Annotated in this window: 19 protein-coding genes; 7 read left to right on the top strand and 12 right to left on the bottom strand. The window is 61.3% G+C overall.

Annotated elements, in window-relative coordinates; all coding sequences use genetic code 11:
- The first annotated feature begins 6 nt into the window (after positions 1 to 6).
- Positions 7 to 1,833, top strand: a complete 1,827-nt coding sequence (locus PMI35_RS31175) for a S9 family peptidase (protein WP_032831245.1) — start codon at positions 7 to 9, stop codon at positions 1,831 to 1,833.
- A gap of 6 nt (positions 1,834 to 1,839) precedes the next feature.
- Here PMI35_RS31175 and PMI35_RS33465 read toward each other — a convergent pair whose 3' ends face one another.
- Both PMI35_RS33465 and PMI35_RS31185 read right to left on the bottom strand, forming a co-directional pair.
- Entirely contained in the window at positions 1,840 to 1,998 is a 159-nt protein-coding gene (locus PMI35_RS33465; RefSeq protein ID WP_003228885.1) for a YqaE/Pmp3 family membrane protein, read from the bottom strand.
- Between the two features lie 206 nt (positions 1,999 to 2,204).
- Positions 2,205 to 3,488, bottom strand: coding sequence for an aspartate aminotransferase family protein (locus PMI35_RS31185; protein WP_008054563.1), 1,284 nt, complete (start codon positions 3,486 to 3,488; stop codon positions 2,205 to 2,207).
- A gap of 169 nt (positions 3,489 to 3,657) precedes the next feature.
- Here PMI35_RS31185 and PMI35_RS31190 point away from each other — a divergent pair, with 169 nt between their 5' ends.
- Positions 3,658 to 4,587, top strand: a complete 930-nt coding sequence (locus tag PMI35_RS31190) for a LysR family transcriptional regulator (RefSeq protein WP_008054561.1) — start codon at positions 3,658 to 3,660, stop codon at positions 4,585 to 4,587.
- 227 nt (positions 4,588 to 4,814) lie between these two features.
- On the opposite strand, the gene PMI35_RS31195 is transcribed toward PMI35_RS31190, so the two are convergent.
- The 10 genes from PMI35_RS31195 to bioB all read right to left on the bottom strand — a co-directional run bounded on the left by PMI35_RS31195 (position 4,815) and on the right by bioB (position 17,300).
- Positions 4,815 to 6,593, bottom strand: a complete 1,779-nt coding sequence (locus PMI35_RS31195; RefSeq protein WP_008054559.1) for an acyl-CoA dehydrogenase C-terminal domain-containing protein — start codon at positions 6,591 to 6,593, stop codon at positions 4,815 to 4,817.
- A gap of 263 nt (positions 6,594 to 6,856) precedes the next feature.
- Positions 6,857 to 8,653 carry an acyl-CoA dehydrogenase C-terminal domain-containing protein gene (locus PMI35_RS31200; protein ID WP_008054557.1) on the bottom strand — a complete coding sequence of 599 codons (1,797 nt, stop codon included), beginning with the start codon at positions 8,651 to 8,653 and terminating at the stop codon, positions 6,857 to 6,859.
- A gap of 87 nt (positions 8,654 to 8,740) precedes the next feature.
- Positions 8,741 to 10,033, bottom strand: a complete 1,293-nt coding sequence (locus PMI35_RS31205; RefSeq protein WP_008054556.1) for a GGDEF domain-containing protein — start codon at positions 10,031 to 10,033, stop codon at positions 8,741 to 8,743.
- A gap of 174 nt (positions 10,034 to 10,207) precedes the next feature.
- Entirely contained in the window at positions 10,208 to 12,013 is a 1,806-nt protein-coding gene (locus PMI35_RS31210) for a phenylacyl-CoA dehydrogenase (protein WP_008054555.1), read from the bottom strand.
- A 250-nt stretch (positions 12,014 to 12,263) separates the two neighbouring features.
- Positions 12,264 to 12,560 carry a hypothetical protein gene (locus tag PMI35_RS31215; RefSeq protein WP_008054554.1) on the bottom strand — a complete coding sequence of 99 codons (297 nt, stop codon included), beginning with the start codon at positions 12,558 to 12,560 and terminating at the stop codon, positions 12,264 to 12,266.
- Between the two features lie 127 nt (positions 12,561 to 12,687).
- On the bottom strand, positions 12,688 to 13,368 hold the full coding sequence (bioD, locus tag PMI35_RS31220; protein ID WP_008054553.1) for a dethiobiotin synthase: 681 nt from the start codon (positions 13,366 to 13,368) through the stop codon (positions 12,688 to 12,690).
- Positions 13,365 to 14,177 (bottom strand): malonyl-ACP O-methyltransferase BioC, encoded by an 813-nt coding sequence (bioC, locus tag PMI35_RS31225; RefSeq protein WP_008054551.1) that lies wholly within the window; start codon positions 14,175 to 14,177, stop codon positions 13,365 to 13,367. The genes bioD and bioC overlap by 4 nt, the downstream gene beginning before the upstream one ends.
- Positions 14,170 to 14,901 (bottom strand): alpha/beta fold hydrolase, encoded by a 732-nt coding sequence (locus PMI35_RS31230; RefSeq protein ID WP_008054549.1) that lies wholly within the window; start codon positions 14,899 to 14,901, stop codon positions 14,170 to 14,172. Before PMI35_RS31230 ends, bioC begins: the two co-directional genes overlap by 8 nt.
- The gene (gene bioF / locus PMI35_RS31235; protein WP_008054547.1) at positions 14,894 to 16,072 is read right to left on the bottom strand and encodes an 8-amino-7-oxononanoate synthase; all 1,179 of its coding nucleotides are present in this window, start codon (positions 16,070 to 16,072) and stop codon (positions 14,894 to 14,896) included. Before bioF ends, PMI35_RS31230 begins: the two co-directional genes overlap by 8 nt.
- 172 nt (positions 16,073 to 16,244) lie before the next feature.
- The gene (gene bioB / locus PMI35_RS31240) at positions 16,245 to 17,300 is read right to left on the bottom strand and encodes a biotin synthase BioB (RefSeq protein ID WP_008054545.1); all 1,056 of its coding nucleotides are present in this window, start codon (positions 17,298 to 17,300) and stop codon (positions 16,245 to 16,247) included.
- A 94-nt stretch (positions 17,301 to 17,394) separates the two neighbouring features.
- Between bioB and PMI35_RS31245 the strand changes: the two genes are divergently transcribed.
- The 5 genes from PMI35_RS31245 to rarD all read left to right on the top strand — a co-directional run bounded on the left by PMI35_RS31245 (position 17,395) and on the right by rarD (position 23,187).
- A complete protein-coding gene (locus PMI35_RS31245; RefSeq protein WP_008054544.1) occupies positions 17,395 to 18,135 on the top strand; it encodes a ComF family protein in 741 nt (246 codons plus the stop codon).
- Positions 18,136 to 18,198: 63 nt separating this feature from the next.
- Positions 18,199 to 18,963 (top strand): TOBE domain-containing protein, encoded by a 765-nt coding sequence (locus PMI35_RS31250; protein ID WP_008054543.1) that lies wholly within the window; start codon positions 18,199 to 18,201, stop codon positions 18,961 to 18,963.
- Between the two features lie 67 nt (positions 18,964 to 19,030).
- Positions 19,031 to 20,932, top strand: coding sequence for a PhoX family protein (locus PMI35_RS31255; protein WP_008054542.1), 1,902 nt, complete (start codon positions 19,031 to 19,033; stop codon positions 20,930 to 20,932).
- Between the two features lie 187 nt (positions 20,933 to 21,119).
- The gene (locus PMI35_RS31260; protein ID WP_008054540.1) at positions 21,120 to 22,094 is read left to right on the top strand and encodes a serine/threonine protein kinase; all 975 of its coding nucleotides are present in this window, start codon (positions 21,120 to 21,122) and stop codon (positions 22,092 to 22,094) included.
- Between the two features lie 205 nt (positions 22,095 to 22,299).
- Positions 22,300 to 23,187: an EamA family transporter RarD gene (gene rarD / locus PMI35_RS31265; protein WP_008054539.1), complete on the top strand. Its 888-nt coding sequence runs from the start codon at positions 22,300 to 22,302 to the stop codon at positions 23,185 to 23,187.
- The last annotated feature ends 69 nt before the right edge of the window (positions 23,188 to 23,256 follow it).

Below are 23,256 nucleotides of genomic sequence, written 5' to 3'. Positions count from 1 at the left end.
TTCGCAATGAACGAAACTCACGCCTCATCGCCAAAAGCTGAACCCTTCAGCGCCGCCAACGCCGTCGCCGCCGGCATCGATTTTGCCGAGCTGCAGGTCGGCCCCCATGGCTTGTTCTGGAACGAATACCGCCCGGAGGATGCCGCGTGTCGGATCTGGCACTGTCGTGATGACGTGGCCAACTGCCTGACGCCCCCCCCGTTCAGCGTGCGCAGTCGGGTGTACGAATATGGCGGTGGTGCGTTTTGCCTGACCGACGACGGTGTGGTCTTCGTCAACGAGGCCGATCAGCAGCTGTATCGCCAATCACTGCAAGGCGAGACTCCCGAGGTGCTGACGTCAGGCGTGTGTCGATACGGCGATTTGCAGTTCGCCAACGGCCAGGTGTTGGCGGTTGAGGAAAACCGCAATGAACACCGCCTTGTGGCGATCGACCTGGCAGATGGCGCGCGGCACTTGTTGGCCGAAGGCGCGGATTTCTACGCCGCACCGACCTTGAGCCCCGATGCGCAACGCCTGGCCTGGATCGAGTGGAGTCGCCCGGATCAGCCCTGGACCGCGACCCGCTTGATGGTCGCCCAACGCCAGGCCGATGGCGGCTTCGCGGCACCCTGCTGCGTGGCTGGCGACCAGGCGCAAGAGTCGCTGCAACAACCTCGCTTCGATGGTAACGGTCGCTTGTTCTGCCTGACCGATCGCGCTGGTTTCTGGCAGCCTTGGATGGAATCGGCCGATGGCCTGGCACCATTGCCGAGCGCCGCTGCCGATCACGGCCCGGCCCCTTGGCAACTGGGCGGTTGCACCTGGTTACCCCTGAGCGATGACAGCTACCTCGCCAGCTGGACAGAGGACGGCTTCGGCCGATTGGGGCTTTGCGCCAGCGCCTGCGACGACTATACCGGTGATTACAGCCGCTTCCGTCATCTTGCCGTGGATGATCAGTTCATCTACTGCATTGCCGCCTCCCCCGTCAGTTCAGCGGCGGTGATCGCCATCGATCGCCAGACCCGGCAAGTGAACGTCCTCGCCGGCGGTATTGCACCGCTGCCCGCCGAGCAAATCAGCCGCCCGCAAACCCTGCGCTACCCAAGCGGTTCGGGTGAAGCCCACGGCTTCTTCTACCCGGCGATGACCGGCGACACCAAGCCGCCACTGGTGGTGTTCATCCATGGCGGCCCGACCTCGGCGTGTTATCCGATGCTCGATCCGCGCATCCAGTACTGGGCGCAACGCGGTTTCGCCGTGGCCGATCTCAACTATCGCGGCAGCAGCGGTTACGGCCGGGACTATCGCCAGGCCCTCCATTTGCGCTGGGGCGAAGTCGATGTCGAAGACGCTTGTGCAGTGGTCAGCCACCTCGCCGAGCGTGGTTTGATCGACGGCCACCAGGCCTTCATTCGCGGTGGCAGCGCTGGCGGCTACACGGCGCTGTGCGCGCTGGCGTTTCACCAGGTGTTTCGTGCCGGCGCCAGTCTTTACGGGGTCAGCGACCCGGTGGCGCTGGGCCGGGCGACGCACAAGTTCGAGGGCGACTATCTGGACTGGCTGATCGGTGATCCACAACAGGATGCCGAACGCTACGCCGCCCGCACGCCGTTACTGCATGCCGGCAACATCCGCGTGCCGGTGATCTTCTTTCAAGGCGAACTGGACGCCGTGGTGGTGCCGCAGCAGACCCGCGACATGGTCGAGGCCCTGCAGCACAACGGCATTCTGGTCGAAGCCCATTACTACGCGGACGAACGCCACGGTTTTCGCAAAGCCGGCAACCAGGCGCATGCGCTGGAGCAGGAGTGGTTGTTCTATCGGCGGGTGATGGCGTCCGCCAATTAAAACACCTCAACGCTTGGCAATGATGTACACCGCATGCACGATCCCGGGAATGTAGCCGCAGAGCGTCAGCAAAATGTTCAGCCAGAACGCTCCGCCGAACCCCACTTGCAGGAACACACCCAGTGGCGGCAACAGAATGGCGATGATGATGCGGATAAAGTCCATGGGCGCAGCTCCTGATTGAAGTGGGCTCACGCGAGCCCATAACTTATCGACCTGTACCGTTGGTCAGGGTTCACAAGCCAGTGTATTCAGGCGATGTTTCTGAACGATGCAACCGCCACAAAAAAACGCCCCACGCCAAAAGAATCAGGCGTGGGGCGTGCGTTATACCGCGAGACGGTTCGGGAATTCGTGCAGCAAGCGTGCGCTCAGACGGCAATCCCTTTACGGCATTGCAGCTGTGCAGTGCGCACGCGAGAGAAGGCGCGGGCCAGGCGCAGCAGCATTTCATCGATGTTGGATTTGGAGACCGTCAGCGCCGGGGTGAATCGCAGGCAATCGGCTTGCGGCGCATCGAGCAACAGCCCTTCGTACAACGCGGCCTTGATCACGGCGTCAGCCGAGTCGTCCGACAGGGTCAGCCCCCAGAGCAGCCCTTGTCCGCGTAATTCGCCGTGGCCGTAACGATGGGACAAACGCTGCAGGCCTTCGCGCAGGTGCTGTGCCATCTCCCCGACATGCTCGAGAAAGCCTTTGTCCTGCACGCTGTCGAGCACCGCCAGGCCGGCCGCGCTCAGCAGCGCATTGCCATGATGGGTACCGCTCATTTCTCCCGTTTCGAAGCAGCAGGCCTTGCCGCGCGCCAGCAGCGCCGCCACCGGTACGCCACCGCCAAGCCCTTTGCCGAGCACGACAATATCGGCCCGCACGCCGTAGGACTGCTCTGCCAGCAAGCTGCCACAGCGACCGATACCGGTTTGCACTTCGTCGAAGATCAGCAGGATGCCCAGCTCGCGGCACAGGCGCTCGGCCCCCTTGATGTAATGCGCAGTGGCCGCAATCACCCCGGCTTCACTCTGGATTGGCTCGAGCATGATCGCCACGGTCCGTTCATCCACCGCCGCATTCAGCGCCGCAAGATCATTGAAGGGGACGCGGCTGAAGCCAGGAAGCTGCGGCTCGAAACGGTTGACCAGGGTCGAACCGTCCGACGCCGAAATCGTCCCCAGGCTACGACCATGGCAAGCCTGGTTGGCCACGATGATCCGCGAAGCGCCACCGCGATGGCACTGACCCCATTTGCGCGCCAGCTTGATCGCCGCCTCACAGGCTTCGCTGCCACTGTTGAGCAGGTACGCCTGGTCGCTGCCCGTGCTGGCACACAGTCGCTCGGCGAGCTTGAGCATGCCGCGGTTATGCAGGGCGAAACCGGGATTGATCAGCGCTTGCGCCTGCGCGGTAATGGCACTGACCAGCGCCTTGGGGCTGTGGCCGAGGCTGTTGGCGCCGCCGCCCTGGGAGAAATCCAGATAGGCACGGTCATCGCTGTCCCACAACCAGGAACCCTGGCCGCGGGCAAAAACCTGTTGGGGCCGATCGACACTGGGCATCAGGTACTCGCTGCAAAGATTGTCGTCCCTGGATGGGGAGCAATTGTCTACGAGCAAATCATCGAGACTGGGCGCGTTTCGACGCAGGCTGAACAGATTCATCGGTTCAACCCTCGCAGCAGGTTTTTTGCGTTACCTATGCAAACGTCATCGAAGCAAAGGATGTTCATCGCGTTCCGGGGCCCTGTAAGCCGTGTGAATGCGGTTAGACTAGGCTCAGCCAAGGCGATGAGCCATTTCGATTTCCCAGCATTTTCGATAAGCATTACTTATGGATTTCAAGCAACTGCGTTATTTCGTCGCGGTCTACGAAGAAGGCCATGTGGGCCGGGCGGCCGAGCGGCTGTCCATTTCCCAGCCGGCGCTGTCCCAGCAGATCCGCCAGCTCGAACAAACCCTCGATGTGAGCCTGTTCGAACGCAGCAGCAAACGCCTGTTGCCGACCCTTGCGGCCCATACGCTGTACAACCATGCCCTGCCCTTGCTCGATGGTCTGCAACGGGCACGCGAAGCTCTGGGCAACTTCAAGGGGCACGCGCTGCGCACCCTGGCCATTGGCGTACTGCAAACCGTGCACACCAGCCTGGTACCACAAATGCTCGAACGGGTGCGCAAGGCGCAGCCCCATCTGGTGGTGCAGATCTATGAACTGACGGGGCTGGAAATCGAGCGGCGCCTGCTCAATGGTTCGCTGGACATCGGCATCGGTTACTTGCCACCACGTCAGCCGGGCCTGCATGGGGTGCTGTTGTACGAGGACGAACTGACACTGGTCATCCCGGCGGACCATCCCTTGCGCGAATTCAAGAAAGTCTCCATGAGCCAGGCCGCCGAACTGCCGATGCTGCTGCTGGGTGAAGAGTTTCAGATACGGCAGATCTGGCAGGCACAACTGGCCAGCCTGGGACGACGTCCGCAGGTGCAGGCCGAGCTGAACAACATGGCCGGTATACTCGACAGCCTGCCGCACACGCGACTGGCGACGGTGCTGCCTGGACGCTCGCAGAAGACCCACGGCAACCAGGAACTGTTGTGGAAACCCCTGAGCGAGCCGCGGGTGCCGCTCAAAGTCGGGTTGGTCTGTCGCGATGTGCAACGGCAACAGGCATCGCTGGCCTTGCTGCGCACGTTGCTGGAGGAGGTGATCAATCGACCGGATGAGCGCTTGAACAGCCCGCCGGCACTGGATGGCCTGAGCTGAACACTTTTCTCGAGACAAAAGAAAACCCCGCCGAAGCGGGGCTTTGCAGACTGTTTCCCTGACATCCATTTCACTCCGCCGTCCTGGCAGAATCCTACGTGTCCGTGTTGTTACTTTGCGCTTCCTGCACTACGTCCATGAGAGGTAGATTAGCCGTGGATCCAATTTACGACTATGGGAGAACAGCAGCACGTCATGTAAGAGAATGCTTACATCAGGTTACAACATCAGAATTGCCCGGCATCCAGCAGGAACAGCGATTCGCTACCGGCCTTCACCGACGCGCTCAACGAGTGAATACGCGGCAGCAAGCGGGCGAAATAGAAGCGTGCGGTGCCCAGTTTGCTGGCGTAGAAATCGTCCTGGGTTTCTTTGCCCAAGGCGGCCTTGGCCATCAATGCCCACATGTAGGCATAGGCCACGTAGCCAAATACCTGCAGGTACTCGACCGACGCCGCACCGATTTCATTCGGGTTGTTTTTCGCCCGGTCCAGCAGCCATGCCGTCAGCTCATCCAGGGTCGTCACCGCATCGTTGAGCGGCTTGGTGAACTCTGCCAGGTCAGCGCTGGCCGTTGCGGTGAAGTGGCGAATCTCGTCGGCAAACAGATTGTAGAACGCCCCGCCGCTGCCGACGATCTTGCGCCCCACCAGGTCCAACGCCTGAATGCCATTGGTGCCTTCGTAGATCTGGGTGATACGCACGTCGCGCACCAGTTGCTCCTGGCCCCACTCACGGATGTAGCCGTGGCCGCCGAACACCTGCTGGCCGTGAACCGTGGTTTCCAGGCCCAGATCGGTGAGGAACGCCTTGGCCACCGGGGTCAGCAAGGCCACCAGGTCTTCTGCGCGCTTGCGCGTGGTGGCGTCTTCGCTGAACTTGGCGGTGTCCAGTTGCATGGCCACGTAGGTGGAGAATGCACGGCCGCCTTCGTTCGAGGCTTTCATGGTCAGCAACATGCGACGCACGTCCGGGTGGACGATGATCGGGTCAGCGACTTTGTCTTTGTTCTGCGCGCCGGTCGGCGAACGGCTCTGCAGACGATCGCGGGCGTACTCGACGGCATTCTGATAAGAGCGCTCGCCGGTGGCCAGGCCCTGGATACCCACACCCAGACGCTCGTAGTTCATCATGGTGAACATCGCCGCCAGGCCTTTGTTCGGCTCGCCGACCAGGTAACCCACGGCTTCGTCGAAGTTCATCACGCAGGTCGCAGAGGCCTGGATGCCCATCTTGTGCTCGATCGAGCCGCAGTTTGCCGGGTTGCGCGCGCCCAGGCTGCCATCGGCATTGACCATGAACTTGGGCACCAGGAACAGCGAAATCCCTTTAGGTCCAGCCGGTGCATCCGGCAACTTGGCCAGCACCAGGTGGATGATGTTTTCGGTCAGGTCGTGTTCGCCGCCGGTGATGAAGATCTTGGTGCCGCTGACCTTGTAGGAACCGTCAGGCTGAGGCTCGGCCTTGGTGCGGATAATCCCCAGGTCGGTACCGGCATGCGGTTCGGTCAGGCACATGGAACCGGCCCAGACCCCGGCGTACATGTTCGGCAGGTAGGCGGCCTTCAGTTCTTCACTGGCGTGGGCATTGATCGACAGGCAAGCACCGGCGGTCAGCATCGGGTACAGGCCGAACGCCAGACTGGCCGAGTTGACCATTTCTTCGACCTGGGCCGAAACGGCCTTGGGCATACCCATGCCACCGTAGGCCGGATCGCCACCAACACCGACCCAACCGCCTTCAGCGTAGGTCTGGTAAGCCTGTGGGAAACCTGCCGGCGTGGTGACGGCACCGTCCGCCCAGTGGCAACCTTCCTCGTCAGCCGCACGGCTCAGCGGCGCGACGCTTTTACTGGTGACCTTGCCGGCTTCTTCGAGAATGGCTTCGACTGTTTCAGCATCAATGGAATCGGCCAGTGCTGGCAGCTCGGCCCAGAGTTTGGCGACCTCGAATACTTCATTGAGGACGAAGCGCATATCGCGCAGGGGCGCTTTGTAGTCAGCCATGGCAAACCTCGCAAGATCTAAACAGGTGGTTCGTAGGAAAGATGTTTTCTTTGGGTCCGAGTGTAACCCAACAACTTTTGCGACACATAGGGTCAGCACATGACTGTTTTGTAATTTTTAGTCATCAGCAGATACAGAGGAGAAACGTAAGAATTGTAGGAGCGAGCCTGCTCGCGATAAACCTGAGGGCGCCTCGGGGCACCTGGCTTCCAGCGTTATCGTTGACGCCCATCGCGAGCATGCTCGCTCCTACAGAAAAGCCGTCAGAGGGCAAACAACTCCGCCGGCAACTGCATCAGGCATTCACTCCCCGCTTCGATCGCCACCCGATGAGCGTCGGTCCGCGGCAACAAGCGCTTGAAGTAAAACTCGCTGGTCGCCAGTTTGGCCCGGCAGAAATCCGCATCGCCATTGCCGGCATCAAGCTGCGCCTGCGCCACCAACGCCATGCGCAACCACAGGTAGCCGAGGATGATGTACCCGCTGTACATCAGGTAATCCACCGACGCGGCGCCGACTTCATCCGGATTTTTCATTGCGGCCATGCCGACCTTGGTGGTCAGTTCGCCCCACTGCTGATTCAACTTGTTGAGTTGCGCCACATAACCGGCCAACTGCGGATGCTCAGCGTTCGCCGCACAGAACTTGTGGACGATTTTAGTGAAACCGCGCAGCAACTTGCCCTGACTGCCGAGAACTTTGCGCCCGAGCAGGTCCAGCGCCTGGATGCCGTTGGTGCCCTCATAGATCGGCGCGATCCGGCAGTCGCGCACCAGCTGTTCCATACCCCATTCACGGATGAAGCCGTGGCCACCGAACACCTGCATGCCATGGTTGGTCACTTCCAGTCCGGTTTCGGTCATGAAGGCTTTGCAGATCGGCGTCAGGAACGCCAGCAGATCTTCGGCGTCCTGGCGCGCCGTTGCATCCGCGCTCAGGTGCGCAACGTCGAGCAACTGCGCAGTGAAGTAAGTCAGGGCCCGGTTGCCTTCGTTGAAGGCTTTCATGGTCAGCAGCATCCGACGTACATCCGGATGCACGATGATCGGGTCGGCGGCTTTTTCCGGTGCTTTGGGACCTGTCAGTGCGCGCATCTGCAAACGGTCGTTGGCGTACTTGATCGCACCCTGGAAACTCGCCTCGCCCAGACACAAGCCCTGCATGCCCGTGCCGAGCCGCGCGTGGTTCATCATGGTGAACATGCAGTTGAGGCCCTTGTTCGCCTCCCCGATCAAAAAGCCCTTGGCCCCGTCGAAGTTCAGCACGCAGGTAGCCGAGGCCTTGATCCCCATCTTGTGCTCGATGGAACCACAGGAAACCCCATTACGCTCGCCCGCCTCACCCGCGGCATCCGGCAGGAACTTGGGCACGATAAACAGTGAAATGCCCTTGGTCCCCGCCGGTGCATCCGGCAGCTTCGCCAGTACCAGGTGAATGATGTTGGCGCTCATGTCGTGCTCGCCGGCGGAGATGAAAATCTTGCTGCCGGTGATTGCGTAACTGCCGTCGGCCTGCGGCACGGCGCGGGTCTTAATGATACCCAGGTCGGTGCCGCAATGGGCTTCGGTCAAGCACATGGTGCCCGTCCATTGGCCGGCGGTAAGTTTGCTCAGGTAGGTTTGTTTCTGTTCGTGAGTGCCATGGGCGTGGATCGCCGACATGGCCCCGTGCGTCAGGCCGGGGTACATGCCCCAGGACGTGTTGCTCGACCCCACCATCTCGCTGATGACCAGCCCCAGTGAGCCGGGCAGGCCCTGGCCGCCATAGGCCGGATCAGCCGCCAGGCCATGCCAGCCACCCTCGACATATTGGGCGAAAGCCTGCTTGAAACCGGCGGGCGTGGTGACCACACCGTTGTCGAAATGGCAGCCCTCTTCGTCGCCGCTACGGTTGAGTGGCGACAGCACGTTCTCACAGAATCTGGCGCCCTCTTCGAGGATCGCACTGACCATGTCCGGGCTGGCATCGCAGGCGCCGAGGTTTGCGTAGTTGCGGTGAAAATCGAAGACGTGGTCAATCAGAAAGCGCATGTCGCGCAGGGGGGCCTTGTAGGCGGGCATGGTCATTTCTCCGGCGGTAGATGACTCAAACCTACTGCCGCCGCCTCGCCCTTCACAATGACAGTCCAGACGCTGAATGCGCCGTCATCACTCAACCGCAGCGGCGCCCATGCGCACGGCACCACGGCGGTTCTGCCCGAACGCCATCACGCAATTGCGCCCGGCGCCCTTGGCACTGTAAAGCGCTTCGTCAGCGGACTTGAGCACTCGCTCGGGCGTGCGCTGCTCCACGCGTTCGGCAACGCCGATGCTGACAGTCACCGACACACTCGAGGCACTGGCGCCGGCGCGGCGCTGGCGGCCCTGATTGTCATCCTGTGGACGGCTGTCCTGGTTGCGCAGACGAATGTTGTAGGTGGCGATGGATTCGCGAATGTCTTCCAGGTGCGGCATGCACTCTTCGAGGCTCTTGCCGGCAAACACCAGGGCGAATTCCTCACCGCCATAGCGATAGGCCTTACCGCCGCCGCCGATTTTCGACAGCTTGCTGGCGACCAGTCGCAACACCTGGTCACCCACGTCATGGCCGTGGGTGTCGTTGAATTTCTTGAAGTGGTCGACGTCACTCATGGCCAACACATAATTGCGCCCCAGGCGCTGCATGCGCTCATTCAACGCTCGGCGCCCCGGCAGCCCGGTCAGTTCGTCACGGAAGGCCATTTGATAGGCCTCATGGGCAACGGCGGCGGCGATCATCAGCATCACCTGGCTGCACATGATGTTCAGGGTGAAAGGCAGGATGAAGGTTTTCGGCAACATCCAGAACAGCCCGAGCAATCCCACCAGCTGCGCCGCATGCAGGGGTCTGGGGTGGCGCCAATACTGGTAGGCCAGCAGCCCGAACGCTGCGATGAACACCGGATAGGACAGCTGGATCAGGCTCATCCAGGCGCCGTGCAAGGCTGGCCAGCGAATCTGTGACAGCCACGTCAGCAACGGCTGTGGGTAACTTTGTTCAAGCGCCAATGCAACGCTGCCGACCGCCAGCAACACGGCGAAACGGGCGACCATGTCCTGGAACAGATGCGTACGCTCCTGCCAGGCGGCGAATACGCCGAACAGCAACGGCAACAGCAGGCAACACAAATGGAACACCACCGCGGCGTCGTCACGCACCTTGCCGTTGTCACGGTAGTAATCGGTCTGGGTGTCGAGCAGGAAGTAGGCGATGTACACCGTGACCATCAGAAACAGCTCACGCTGACGTCGGTAAACCGCACAGTAGGCACCGCCAAGTAACAGCACCAGGGTTGGCAGCACGTTGAACAGCGACGTGAAGAAAACGTTCAAGTCCTTGATGTAGGCAGCCGCGAGCCCCGCCAGTAACAGCAGTAAGGACGGCAAAAAATGACTCACACGCATAGGGGAAGAACGCGGCAAAGGTAAGGCTCCGACCCGTCATATCAATTGATGGCAATGTGCCAACAACTGTAACGGCACCAACCCCGACTTACTGAGTCAATTGTCGAGATTTTTATTCAATAAAAACCTCTGAACAAAAAAAACCGCTGCTCCCAAAGGAACAGCGGTTTTTTTGAAGAACGGCGTTAAGACTTAGTAGCCCAGCGCGAAGTCCTCTTCTTTCATGTCCATCAGGTTGTTGGCGCCCGACAGCATGGTTGCAACGTGAGTGCGGGTGCGCGGCAGGATACGCTGGAAGTAGAAGCGCGCAGTCTGCAGCTTGGCGTTGTAGAACGCCTCGTCGGACGTGCCGGCAGCCAGTTTCTCGGCAGCCAGGCGTGCCATGTCAGCCCAGAAGTAGGCCAGGCAGGCGTAACCGGAGTACATCAGGTAGTCCACGGAGGCCGCGCCGACTTCTTCGCGATCTTTCATGGCGGCCATACCGACCTTCATGGTCAGCTCGCCCCATTCCTTGTTCAGTGCAGCCAGCGGCGCGACGAACTCTTTGACAGCTTCGTTGCCTTCGTTGGTCTGGCAGAACTTGTGGACGATCTTGGTGAAGCCCTTGAGGGCTTCGCCTTGAGTCATCAGCACTTTGCGGCCCAGCAGGTCGAGTGCCTGGATGCCGGTGGTGCCTTCGTACAGCATCGAAATGCGGCTGTCGCGAACGTTCTGCTCCATGCCCCACTCGGCGATGAAGCCGTGGCCGCCGTAGATTTGCACACCGTGGTTGGCCGATTCGAAACCGACTTCGGTCATGAAGGCCTTGGCGATCGGGGTCATGAACGCCAGCAGTGCATCGGCCTTCTTCTTCTCTTCCTCGTCCACGCCGTACTTGACGATGTCGACTTGCTTGGCGGTGAAGTAGACCATCGCGCGGTTGCCTTCGGCGAATGCCTTCATGGTCAACAGCATGCGACGTACATCCGGGTGCACGATGATCGGGTCAGCGGCTTTCTCTGGCGCTTTCGGGCCAGTCAGCGAGCGCATTTGCAGGCGATCGCGAGCGTATTTCAGGCCACCCTGGAAACCGATTTCGGCGTGGGCCAGGCCTTGCAGCGCGGTACCCAGACGTGCGGTGTTCATGAAGGTGAACATGCAGTTCAGGCCTTTGTTCGCCGGGCCAATCAGGTAACCGGTGGCCGCGTCGAAGTTCATCACGCAGGTGGCGTTGCCGTGGATGCCCATCTTGTGTTCCAGGGAACCACAGGACACGGCGTTACGTGCACCGATCGAACCATCGGCGTTCGGCAGGAACTTCGGCACGATGAACAGCGAAATGCCTTTGGTGCCAGCCGGTGCATCCGGCAGGCGGGCCAGCACGATGTGCACGATGTTGTCGGCCATATCGTGTTCACCGGCCGAGATGAAGATCTTGGTGCCGGACACTTTGTAGGAGCCGTCGGCCTGAGGCTCGGCCTTGGTGCGCAGCATGCCCAGGTCGGTGCCGCAGTGCGGTTCGGTCAGGCACATGGTGCCGGTCCATTCGCCGGAGACCAGCTTGGTCAGGTAAGCCTCTTGTTGCTCAGGCGTGCCGTGCTCGGAGATGGTGTTCATCGCGCCATGGGACAGGCCTGGGTACATGCCCCACGACCAGTTGGCTTCGCCGACCATTTCGCTGACTGCCAGACCCAGGGATTCCGGCAGGCCTTGGCCGCCGTGCTCGACGTCGTGGGCCAGGCTTGGCCAGCCGCCTTCGACGAATTGCTTGTAGGCCTCTTTGAAACCGGTCGGGGTTTTAACGCCGGACTCGCTCCAGGTGCAGCCTTCGGTGTCACCCACGCGGTTCAGCGGAGCCAGCACCTGCTCACAAAACTTGGCGCCTTCTTCGAGAATGGCGTCAACCATGTCTGGAGTTGCGTCTGCACAAGCCGGAAGGCTCTGATAGTGCGCTTCGTAGCCGAGCAGTTCGTCACGAACGAAGCGAATATCACGCAAGGGGGCCTTGTAGTCAGGCATAGCGATAAACCTCTGCTGATGTAACCGGGAGTGAGCGACCGTTGTCGAAACGATCAAACAGTTGTTTGAAACATACGTTTACGCCTAAATCTTGTCAAGCACCGATCTTTTGCCATTCGTCATTCCATGACCAATCAGCGCGCACGCGAGCCTGACGCCATTGCACGAGCAACGCGCAGCGCGAGAAAAAAGATGGGGACAGGACTCACGCTGAAAGCGTACCGCCGGACGGTGCGCTTTCAGCGTGAGTTCAGGCGTAGGTGTCGATCAGGGTGCCGAGCACTTCATCGGAAGCCTTGGCGACTTTGGCGCCCAGCTCCACCTGGAACCGGCCTTCGGCCATTTCGATGCTATGGCTGACGAGGTCCGATTGCCGGCTGCGGTCGACCGAACGCAGGCGATCGACCTGAGCTTCGGAAGACTGGCTGGTCACCGAACGCTCGATCGTCGTATTGGCGATTTGTCCCGCGGCTTGGTCGACACGGTTCTGCCCCGCCTGAACCGTACTCAGGCCGGCATAAAAAGCGGTATTTCCCGAGATTTCCATGGAATTGCTCGTCCTTGCTAAAAGAGACATCAATGGTCAAAGAGCCATCAACACTCATTGAAGCAGACATACCGAGAAATCGCCCGTCAAAAACGCTAATGGCACCGTGCCGTGCCATAGCCAATACCTAGTCCAAAAGGTCCAGTTGCAGGTGCTCCGCCACCGCTTCGGCCGTGACCACCTTGAGCTTGGGCACCCGGCCCAGGCAGGGTGCTGGCAGGCGTTCGGCGAGTGTCGCGAGGTTTTCTTCCAGGCGCGAGGTTTTCGGATCGATGATGTTCGCCACCCATCCCGCCAGCTGCAAACCGTCCCGGGCAATCGCCTCGGCCGTCAGCAATGCGTGGTTGATGCACCCCAGGCGCACGCCGACCACCAGGATGACCGGCAAGTCCAGCGCCTTCGCCAGGTCCGACAGGTTGTCCTGGTCCGCCAAGGGCACGCGCCAGCCTCCAGCCCCCTCGATCAGGGTGAAGTCGGCCTGCATGTCGAGTATCTGTTGCATCGGAGTCAGCAGCGATTGCACGGTCAACGCAATGCCGGCCTCACGCGCGGCCAGGTGCGGCGCAATCGCCGGTTCCAGCGCCACCGGATTGACCTGGGGGTAGGTCAAGGGCACCGAACACTCCGCCAGCAGGGCCAGAGCGTCGGCATTGCGCAGGCCCTTGGGCGTCACCGAGCAACCAGAGGCCACCGGCTTGCCCGCTGCCGTGCTTAACCCGGCTGAGCGCGCGGCATTCAACAGACCTGCGGCAATCGTGGTTTTTCCGACATCGGTGTCGGTACCGGTGATGAAATACGCGAAGCTCATAAGGGTTTCTCCAAAACGGCGTACACCACTTGATAAGTCGCCGGCAGGCCTTGGGCCTGACGAAACTGCTCATAAGCCTCGACCAGGCCGAGAATCCGCGCCCGACCGGTCAAGCCGCCCGGACGCCCGGGGTTCAGGTTGTGCGCCCCCAAGGCCTTGAGTTCGTGGGTCAGGCTGCGCACGTCCGGGTAATGCAGCACATGCGCCTGGTTTTCCAGGCTGATCGCCCGCAAGCCGCTGGCCGCGCACAGCTGTTGATAAACGTTGAACTCGCGGAAGCGGTTGACGTGCACCATGCCATCCACCTGACGCCAGCTGTCACGCAGCTCGAACAACGTGCCCACACAGAGACTAGCAAATGCAAAGACACCGCCCGGCTTGAGCACCCGATGCGCTTCGCTGAGCACCGACGCGAAGTCCGCGCACCACTGCACGGCCAGGCTGGAGAAAATCAGGTCGCACGTTGCATCGCGCAACGGCATTCGCTCGGCGTCGCCGGCGATGAAGTGCGCAGCCCCACCCAACGGCCGGGCGTGATTGAGCATGCCTTCGGCGATGTCCAGAGCCACGCCCTGGCCGCCAGGAAACCGCTCACCCAGCGCACGACTGAAATAGCCGGTGCCGCATCCAAGATCGAGCCAGCGCCGGGGCACGAACGCCTGCGGCAAACGGTGCAGCAGCTGGCTGCCCACATCGCGCTGCAACTCGGCCACGCTGTCGTAGCTTGCCGCTGCACGGGAAAACGAGGCGGCTACCTGGCGCTTGTCGGGCAAACCACCGGGCAATTTTGGAAAGGATAAATCAGTCATCGCCGCACTCATGCAAAAAGGCCTGGATCGCCCCCGCGACACCGTGGGGATTTTCCAGGAGAAACCCGTGGCCGGCCTGTTCGATCAGGCCGATTTCGACATCCGGCAGCAACGCCAGTAACGCCTCGGCGGCTTCGGCCGGCACCAGTCCGTCGAGGCCGGCAAACAGATGCAATTGCGGACCGCGGAAGGTCTGCAGCGCCTGGCGGGTGTCCAGTTGCGCGAGCAACTCCAGGCCACTCATCAGCACGGCCGCCGTGGAATGTGGCGCGCCCGCGAGCAATAGCCTCGACAGGCCGCGCGGATCTTCCCCACCTTGGGCGCAGAGCAATGAAAAGCGCTTCAAGGTCATGCGCGGATCGGCAGCGCAACCCGCCAGGAAGGCATCGAACGTTTCGCCGGGCATTGCGCTTGGCCATTGTTCATGGCTTACAAAAGAAGGGTTGCTCGCCAGGGTCAGCAGGCCACAGCAACGGTCGCCACGGCGCGCCGCCAATTCGGACGCGAGCATGCCACCCAGCGACCACCCGCCCAGCCATGCGTCCTGTGGCACGCTGGCGTCGAGTTCATCGAGCCAGTGCTCAAGATTGCTCGACTCCAGCTCCGGCAGCGGCTCGATTTCGACTCGCAGGTGTTCATCCAGGCCCTGCAAGGCTGCGGCCAAGGGTTGCAGCGGTGAAATTCCGAGGCCCCAGCCGGGCAGCAGAATCAGTCGATCACGCATGGCCAGGCTCCGCTCCCAGTCGTTGGTAACAATCGGCCAGTCCCTCTAACAATAGCTGTACTTGCGCCTCGCTATGGGCGGCGGTCAGGGTCACGCGCAGTCGGGCACTGCCGGCCGGCACGGTGGGCGGGCGGATCGCGCTCACCATCAAGCCGCGTTCGCGCAGCATCTGCGACAAGCGCACCGCGCGCCCGGCGTCACCGATCATGATCGGCTGGATCGGCGTGAAGCTGTCCATCAACTCCAGGCCGATTTGTTCGGCGCCCTGGCGAAACTGGCGGATCAGCGTCTGCAAATGCTCGCGGCGCCAATGCTCGCTGCGCAGCAGTTCCAGACTTTTGAGGGTCGCACAGGCCAGGGCCGGTGGCTGGCTGGTGGTGTAGATGTAGGGGCGAGCGAACTGTATCAGGCTCTCGATCAACTCTTCGCTGCCGGCCACAAAAGCACCCGCCGTTCCGAACGCCTTGCCGAGCGTGCCGACCAGTACCGGCACGTCATCCATGCCCAGGCCGAAATGCTCGACGCTCCCGCCGCCATGGGCGCCCAGCGGGCCGAAACCGTGGGCGTCATCGACCATCAACCACGCACCTTTGGCCTTGGCTTCTCGCGCCAGCGCCGGCAGATCGGCGATGTCGCCGTCCATGCTGAAGACACCGTCGGTGACGACCAGCGTATTGCCGATGGCTTTCTCAAGACGATTGGCCAGGCTCGCCGCGTCGTTGTGCAAGTAACGATTGAAACGTGCCCCGGACAAGAGGCCCGCGTCCAGCAACGAGGCGTGATTGAGCCGGTCCTCCAGCACCGTATCGCCCTGCCCCACCAGCGCCGTGACCGCCCCGAGATTGGCCATGTAGCCGGTGGTGAACAGCAGGGCACGCGGGCGACCGGTGAGGTCGGCCAAAGCTTCTTCCAGGGCGTGATGCGGACCGCTATGGCCGATGACCAGATGCGAAGCCCCGCCACCCACGCCCCACTTCGCAGCCCCTGCGCGCCAGGCTTCGATCACCTGTGGGTGATTGGCCAGGCCCAGGTAATCGTTGTTGCAGAACGCCAGCAATGGCTGGCCATCGACCACTACTTGCGGGCCTTGCGGGCTTTCGAGCAATGGACGTTGGCGGTAGAGGTTTTCAGCACGACGGGCAGCCAGGCGTGCGGCGAGATCAAAAGACATGCAGGCCTCGACTTTCAGATGACACAGATCCCTTGTAGGAGTGAGCCTGCTCGCGATGGCGGTGTGTCAGTCGACATCGTTATTGGATGTCATACCGCAATCGCGAGCAGGCTCGCTCCTACAGGGGTTTTGCATTTCTTCAGAAGGATCATTTCTTCAGAAGGATCGGAGATCAAACAGCCGCGTTATAAAACTGCTCGCTGCTCTTCTGCTCCACCAGCGCCTGTTCAATGGCGGCCTGATGCACTTCGTCGGCGTGTTCTTCGCGGGCTTCCGGCAGGATCCCCAAGCGCGCGAACAGTTGCATGTCCTTGTCGGCCTGCGGGTTGGCGGTGGTCAGCAGTTTCTCGCCGTAGAAAATCGAGTTGGCGCCAGCGAAGAAGGCCAGGGCCTGCATCTGCTCGTTCATGGCTTCGCGGCCAGCGGACAGGCGCACGTGGGATTTTGGCATGAGAATTCGCGCGACCGCGAGCATGCGGATGAAGTCGAACGGGTCGACGTCGTCGGCATTTTCCAGCGGCGTGCCGGCGACTTTCACCAGCATGTTGATCGGTACCGACTCCGGATGCTCCGGCAGGTTGGCCAGCTGGATCAGCAGGTTGGCACGGTCATCGAGGGATTCGCCCATGCCGAGGATGCCACCGGAGCAGATCTTCATCCCCGATTCACGTACGTAGGCCAGGGTCTGCAGGCGCTCGCTGTAAGTGCGGGTGGTGATGATGCTGCCGTAGAACTCAGGCGAGGTGTCGAGGTTGTGGTTGTAGTAGTCGAGGCCGGCCTTTGCCAGCGCTTCGGTCTGGTCCTGATCGAGGCGACCGAGGGTCATGCAGGTTTCCAGGCCAAGGGCCTTGACGCCTTCAACCATCTTCAGCACGTAAGGCATGTCCTTGGCCGACGGGTGTTTCCACGCCGCGCCCATGCAGAAACGGGTCGACCCGATCGCCTTGGCACGCGCGGCCTCTTCGAGGACCTTCTGCACTTCCATCAGCTTTTCTTTTTCCAGGCCGGTGTTGTAGTGACCGGACTGCGGACAATATTTGCAATCTTCCGGGCAAGCACCGGTCTTGATCGACAGCAGGGTCGATACTTGGACGCGGTTGGCGTCGAAATGCGCGCGGTGCACCGTCTGCGCCTGGAACAACAGGTCATTGAATGGCTGAACGAAGAGTGCTTTGACTTCGGCCAAAGACCAGTCATGACGCAAAGTTGCAGAGGTGCTGGCGCTCATGGGCGTTTCCTTTGTTTTATGCTTTGGCAGGCGACCGGGAAATGGAATTTCCGCCGGCGCATCACAGGTGTTTCGGCATATTTAAGGAAGAGTCATGCGCTGTCAACCACGATACGATAGGCAGGTTTACATCTGGTTAAAAAACAATCAACACTGTTTGCTGTGCAATGAAGCCGCCGATGGCGCTACGCCCATTTGCATGGGCTGCGAAACCGAGTTGCCCTGGCTCGGCGATCACTGTCAGACCTGCGCCCTGCCCTTGCCCGCCGCCGGCATGACGTGCGGCCAATGCCTCATGCAGCCGCCGGCCTTCGAGCAGGTGGTCGCGCCCTGGACTTACAGCTTCCCGGTCGACAGCCTGATTACCCGCTTCAAGCACAGCGCGAAATGGCCCTTTGGCCACCTGCTCGGCGAACTTCTTGCTCAATCGCTGCAACATCGCTTCGACGATGACCTGCCGCAACCCGAGGTGCTGGTACCCGTGCCGATGGCGACCCGGCGCCTGCGCCAACGCGGCTTCAACCAGGCCGTGATGCTGGCGCGTTGGCTCAGCGAGCACCTCGACCTACCTTGCGATGAACGGCTGCTATCGAGGCCTCAGGACACCAATGCCCAGCAAGACCTGAACGCCCAGGCACGCAAAAAGAACCTCCGCCACGCCTTCGCCCTGGCACCCGACGCATCAGTGAAGGGGCGCCACCTGGCGCTGGTGGACGACGTACTGACCACTGGTGCCACGGCGCAAGCACTGGCTCACCTGCTGATGGACGCAGGCGCCACACGCGTCGACGTCTATTGCCTGGCGCGCACACCCAAACCTGGCGAGTCGCCGTGACTTGACTCCCGGGCCCCGAGCCGCCAACGTCCTCACCATCGTCATAGCCCAAAGCGTCCTGCCATGTCCTTGCCTACGTTGTTGTCCCAGCACATTGTCCGTCGCCCGCAACGCATTGCCCTGCTGCAACACATCGCTGAGCAGGGGTCTATCACCCGCGCGGCGAAAAGCGCGGGCTTGAGCTACAAAGCCGCCTGGGATGCCATCGATGAGCTGAACAACCTTGCGCAGAAACCGCTGGTGGAACGCAGTGTCGGCGGCAAAGGCGGCGGTGGCGCAAAACTCTCCGCCGAAGGCGAGCGTGTGCTGCGCCTTTATCAAAAGCTGCAGGCGCTGCAAGCCCAGGTACTGGAAGCCGCTGAAGACGCCAGCGACCTTGACCTGCTCGGTCGCCTGATGCTCAGGACCAGCGCACGCAATCAGTTGCACGGAAAAATAGCGGCCATTGAAACCCAGGGCCACAACGATCGGGTTCGCCTTGAACTGGCCGAAGGCTTGAGCATCGAGGCGCAGATCACCCACGACAGCACCGTGCGCCTGGACCTGCAAACCGGTACCGAAGTCGTCGCCCTGATCAAGGCCGGATGGCTCGATGTGCTCGGCAGCGACGACGAAGCAACACCAGGACACAATTGCCTCGAAGGCGTGATCGAGGAGATCCTCGATGCCGAAGACGGCCCCTGCGAAGTGCGAATCGGCCTGCCTAATGGCCAGACCCTCTGCGCGCTGGCCGAGCCCCGGCATTTGCAATCTCGCAAGCTGACCCGCGGAACACCGGTACGCGCGCAGTTCTCGCCCTCCAACGTATTGCTCGGCACGCCACTTTAAATACAACTGCAACAAAAGCTTCATCGCCCGCCATTAAGGTGACTGCAAAAATCGCAGGGAGCCTGATGTGAGCCTATTAGAAGAAAACCAGTCCACCGACCTCGAACGCATGGTCGGCCTCAGCCGTCGTGGCTTTATCAGCGCAGGCGCCTTGTGCGGTGCCGCCATGTTCCTCGGCGGCAACCTGCTGAGCCGCAGCGTGCTGGCCGCCAGTGTCAGCGCCGGCACCAGCCGGTTGCTGGGTTTCGAAAGTATTCCCGCCGCGACCAGCGACGCAATCAGCCTGCCACCCGGCTACAAGTCTTCGGTTCTGATCAGTTGGGGTCAGCCCCTGCAGAAAAACGGCCCGGCGTTCGACGTGAGTGGCAACGGCACCGCCGAGCATCAGGAAGTCCAGTTCGGCGACAACAACGACGGCATGAGCCTGTTCGCCTTCCCCGATGACAACAACCGGGCGCTGATGGCGATCAACAACGAATACACCAACTACCGTTACCTCTACCCCCACGCCGGCATGCCGCAATCAGCACAGGAAGTGCACAAGGCCCTGGCCTGCGAAGGCGTATCGGTGATCGAGGTGCAGCGCGACAAGGGTCATTGGCAGTTTGTCCAGGGCTCGCGCTATAACCGGCGCATTCATGGCAATTCGCCGATCAAGCTGAGCGGCCCGGCCGCCGGTCACGAACTGCTGAAAACCCGTGCCGATGCGCAAGGCAAGACAGTCCTCGGCACGTTCCAGAACTGCGCCAACGGCAAGACGCCGTGGGGCACCTACCTGACCTGCGAAGAGAACTTCACCGACTGCTTTGGCAGCAGCGATGCCGAACAGAAATTCGATGCCGCACAAAAACGCTACGGCGTGGTGGCGACCAGTAAAGACATCAATTGGCATCAACACGATCCGCGCTTCGACCTGGCGCACAATCCCAACGAACTCAACCGTCACGGCTGGGTGGTCGAGATCGACCCGTTCGATCCGCAATCGACACCGGTCAAGCGCACCGCACTGGGCCGTTTCAAACATGAAAACGCCGCCCTGGCCGAAACCACGGACGGCCGCGCCGTGGTCTACATGGGCGATGATGAGCGCGGCGAGTTCATCTACAAGTTCGTCAGCCGCGACAAGATCAATCACCAGAACCCCAAGGCCAACCGCGACCTGCTGGACCACGGCACCCTGTACGTGGCTCGTTTCGACGCCGGCGACGGCAATGCCGATCACCCCAAGGGCCAAGGGCAATGGATCGAACTGACCCACGGCAAAAACGGCATCGACGCCAGCAGCGGTTTTGCCGACCAGGGCCAAGTGCTGATTCACGCGCGTCTGGCCGCCAGTGTGGTGAAGGCCACGCGTATGGACCGCCCGGAATGGATTGTCGTCAGCCCCAAGGACGGCCAGGTTTACTGCACCCTGACCAACAACGCCAAGCGCGGCGAAGACGGGCAACCGGTGGGCGGGCCGAACCCACGCGAGAAGAATGTCTACGGGCAGATCCTGCGCTGGCGCACCGACCGCGACGACCACGCCTCGAACACCTTTGCCTGGGACCTGTTCGTTGTTGCCGGCAACCCGCAAGTGCATGCCGGTACGCCGAAGGGCGGCTCGTCGAACATCACGCCGCAAAACATGTTCAACAGTCCGGATGGGCTGGCTTTCGATGATGCCGGGCGGCTGTGGATTCAAACCGACGGCGATTCGAGCAATGCCGGTGATTTCGCCGGCATGGGCAACAACCAGATGCTCTGCGCCGACCCGGAGACCGGGGAGATTCGTCGGTTCATGGTCGGGCCGATTGGTTGTGAGGTGACGGGGATCAGTTTTTCGCCGGACCAGAAAACGTTGTTTGTCGGGATTCAGCATCCGGGGGAGAACGGCGGTTCGACCTTCCCTGAGCACTTGCCGAACGGAAAGCCGCGGTCTTCGGTGATTGCCATTACCCGTGAAGACGGCGGAATCGTCGGCGCCTAACCCGGCCTCATCGCGGGCAAGCCCGCTCCCACAGGTCCTGCGCTAATTTCGATATGGCGCATATCCTGTGGGAGCGGGCTTGCCCGCGATGGCGTCAGTACAAACACCACGCGCGCCCCCTAAAGCAGCACCGTCTGCGCTACCATGCCTGGCCGGACGCAGCAGCCTGCTGCGCGCAGGAGTCAGCATGGCCCACCCGTTTGAAACGCTCACCCCAGACCTCGTGCTCGATGCCGTCGAAAGCATTGGTTTTCTCAGCGATGCCCGCATTTTGGCGCTCAACAGCTACGAAAACCGTGTCTACCAGGTTGGTATCGAAGACGCCGAGCCGCTGATCGCCAAGTTCTACCGCCCGCAACGCTGGAGCAACGAAGCGATTCTGGAAGAACACCAGTTCACCTTCGAACTCACCGAGGTCGAGGTGCCGGTCGTCGCGCCGCTGATCCACAACGGTGAAACACTGCACGAGCACAACGGTTTCCGTTTCACCCTGTTCCCCCGCCGCGGCGGACGAGCGCCGGAGCCCGGCAATCTCGATCAGCTGTATCGCCTGGGACAATTGCTCGGCCGTTTGCATGCGGTGGGTTCGACCAAGCCGTTCGAACACCGTGAAGCGCTGGCGGTGAAAAACTTCGGCCATGATTCGCTGACGACCTTGCTCGAAGGCAATTTCATCCCCCGCAGCCTGCTGCCGGCCTACGAGTCCGTGGCCCGCGATCTGCTCAAGCGTGTGGAAGATGCCTACAGCAATACTCCGCACCAGAACATTCGCATGCACGGTGACTGCCACCCCGGCAACATGATGTGCCGTGATGAGATGTTCCACATCGTCGACCTCGACGACTGCCGCATGGGCCCGGCGGTGCAAGACATCTGGATGATGCTGGCCGGTGATCGCCAGGACTGCCTGGGTCAGTTGTCGGAATTGATGGACGGCTACAACGAATTCCACGACTTCAATCCTCGGGAACTGGCGCTGATCGAACCCCTTCGCGCGCTACGCCTGATGCACTACAGCGCCTGGCTCGCCCGCCGCTGGGACGACCCGGCATTCCCGCGCAGTTTTCCGTGGTTTGGTACGGAGCGGTATTGGGGTGATCAGGTGTTGGCGTTGCGTGAGCAACTGGCTGCACTCAATGAAGAACCCCTGAAACTTTTCTGACCCGACCCTGAAACCCTGTGGGAGCGAGCCTGCTCGCGATGACGGCATTACATTCAGCACATCTGTGGCTGACACATCGTCATCGCGAGCAGGCTCACTCCCACAGGTTTTGTGTTCACAATTGGCCAACCGATTCAGGCAGGACATTCGTAGACAAATCTCCTTACAATCCCCTCTTTGTTAGCTGCCTAAGCAAGGATTCTGCATGCAAGCCGCCAACCCGCGTCGCGGGTACATACTGGGCCTGAGTGCCTACATCATCTGGGGACTTTTCCCGCTCTACTTCAAGGCCATCGCCAGCGTGCCCGCAGTGGAGATCATCATTCACCGCGTGCTGTGGTCGGCGCTGTTCGGCGCCTTGCTGCTGATGGTCTGGAAACACCCGGGCTGGTGGCGCGAACTGCGGGAGAACCCGCGTCGGCTGGCGATCCTGGCCCTGAGCGGCACACTGATCGCCGCCAACTGGCTGACGTATGTATGGTCGGTGAACAACGGGCGCATGTTGGAGGCCAGCCTCGGTTACTACATCAACCCCTTGGTGAACGTGCTGTTGGGGATGCTGATCCTCGGCGAACGGCTACGACGCATGCAATGGATTGCGGTAGGGCTGGCGGCGGTTGGCGTGGCACAACAGGTATGGCAAGTCGGCAGCTTGCCCTGGGTGTCGCTGGTATTGGCATTGACCTTTGGCTTCTACGGGCTGATCCGCAAGCAGGCGCCGGTCAAGGCACTCCCGGGATTGGTGGTCGAAACCTGGATGCTGGTGCCGATAGCGCTGGCCTGGTTGCTGCTCAATCCAACAGCCAGCAGCGCCCAGGCGGAATTCTGGACCACCTCCGAAGCCTGGTGGCTGGTAGCTGCCGGGCCGGTGACGCTGGTGCCGCTGGTCTGCTTCAACGCCGCCGCGCGGCATTTGCCCTACACGACCCTGGGATTCCTCCAGTACCTGGCGCCGACACTGGTGCTGCTGCAGGCTGTCCTGCTGTTTGGCGAGCACCTGTCGTCCAGTACGCTGGTGGCGTTCATCTTCATCTGGGCTGGCCTGGCGGTTTACAGCGTCGATGCCTGGTTCAGCCTGCGCCGCCGCAGCTGATCAAAAAACAGACAAATCTCTGCAGGCCACGTTACCCGTGGCCTGCACCGATCCTTCCCAAGGTTATCC

The sequence above is a fragment of the Pseudomonas sp. GM78 genome (genome assembly GCF_000282475.1).
Taxonomy (GTDB): Bacteria; Pseudomonadota; Gammaproteobacteria; order Pseudomonadales; family Pseudomonadaceae; genus Aquipseudomonas.
Note: the sequence above shows the minus strand (reverse complement) of the source record. Positions and strands in the feature narration are given on the sequence as shown.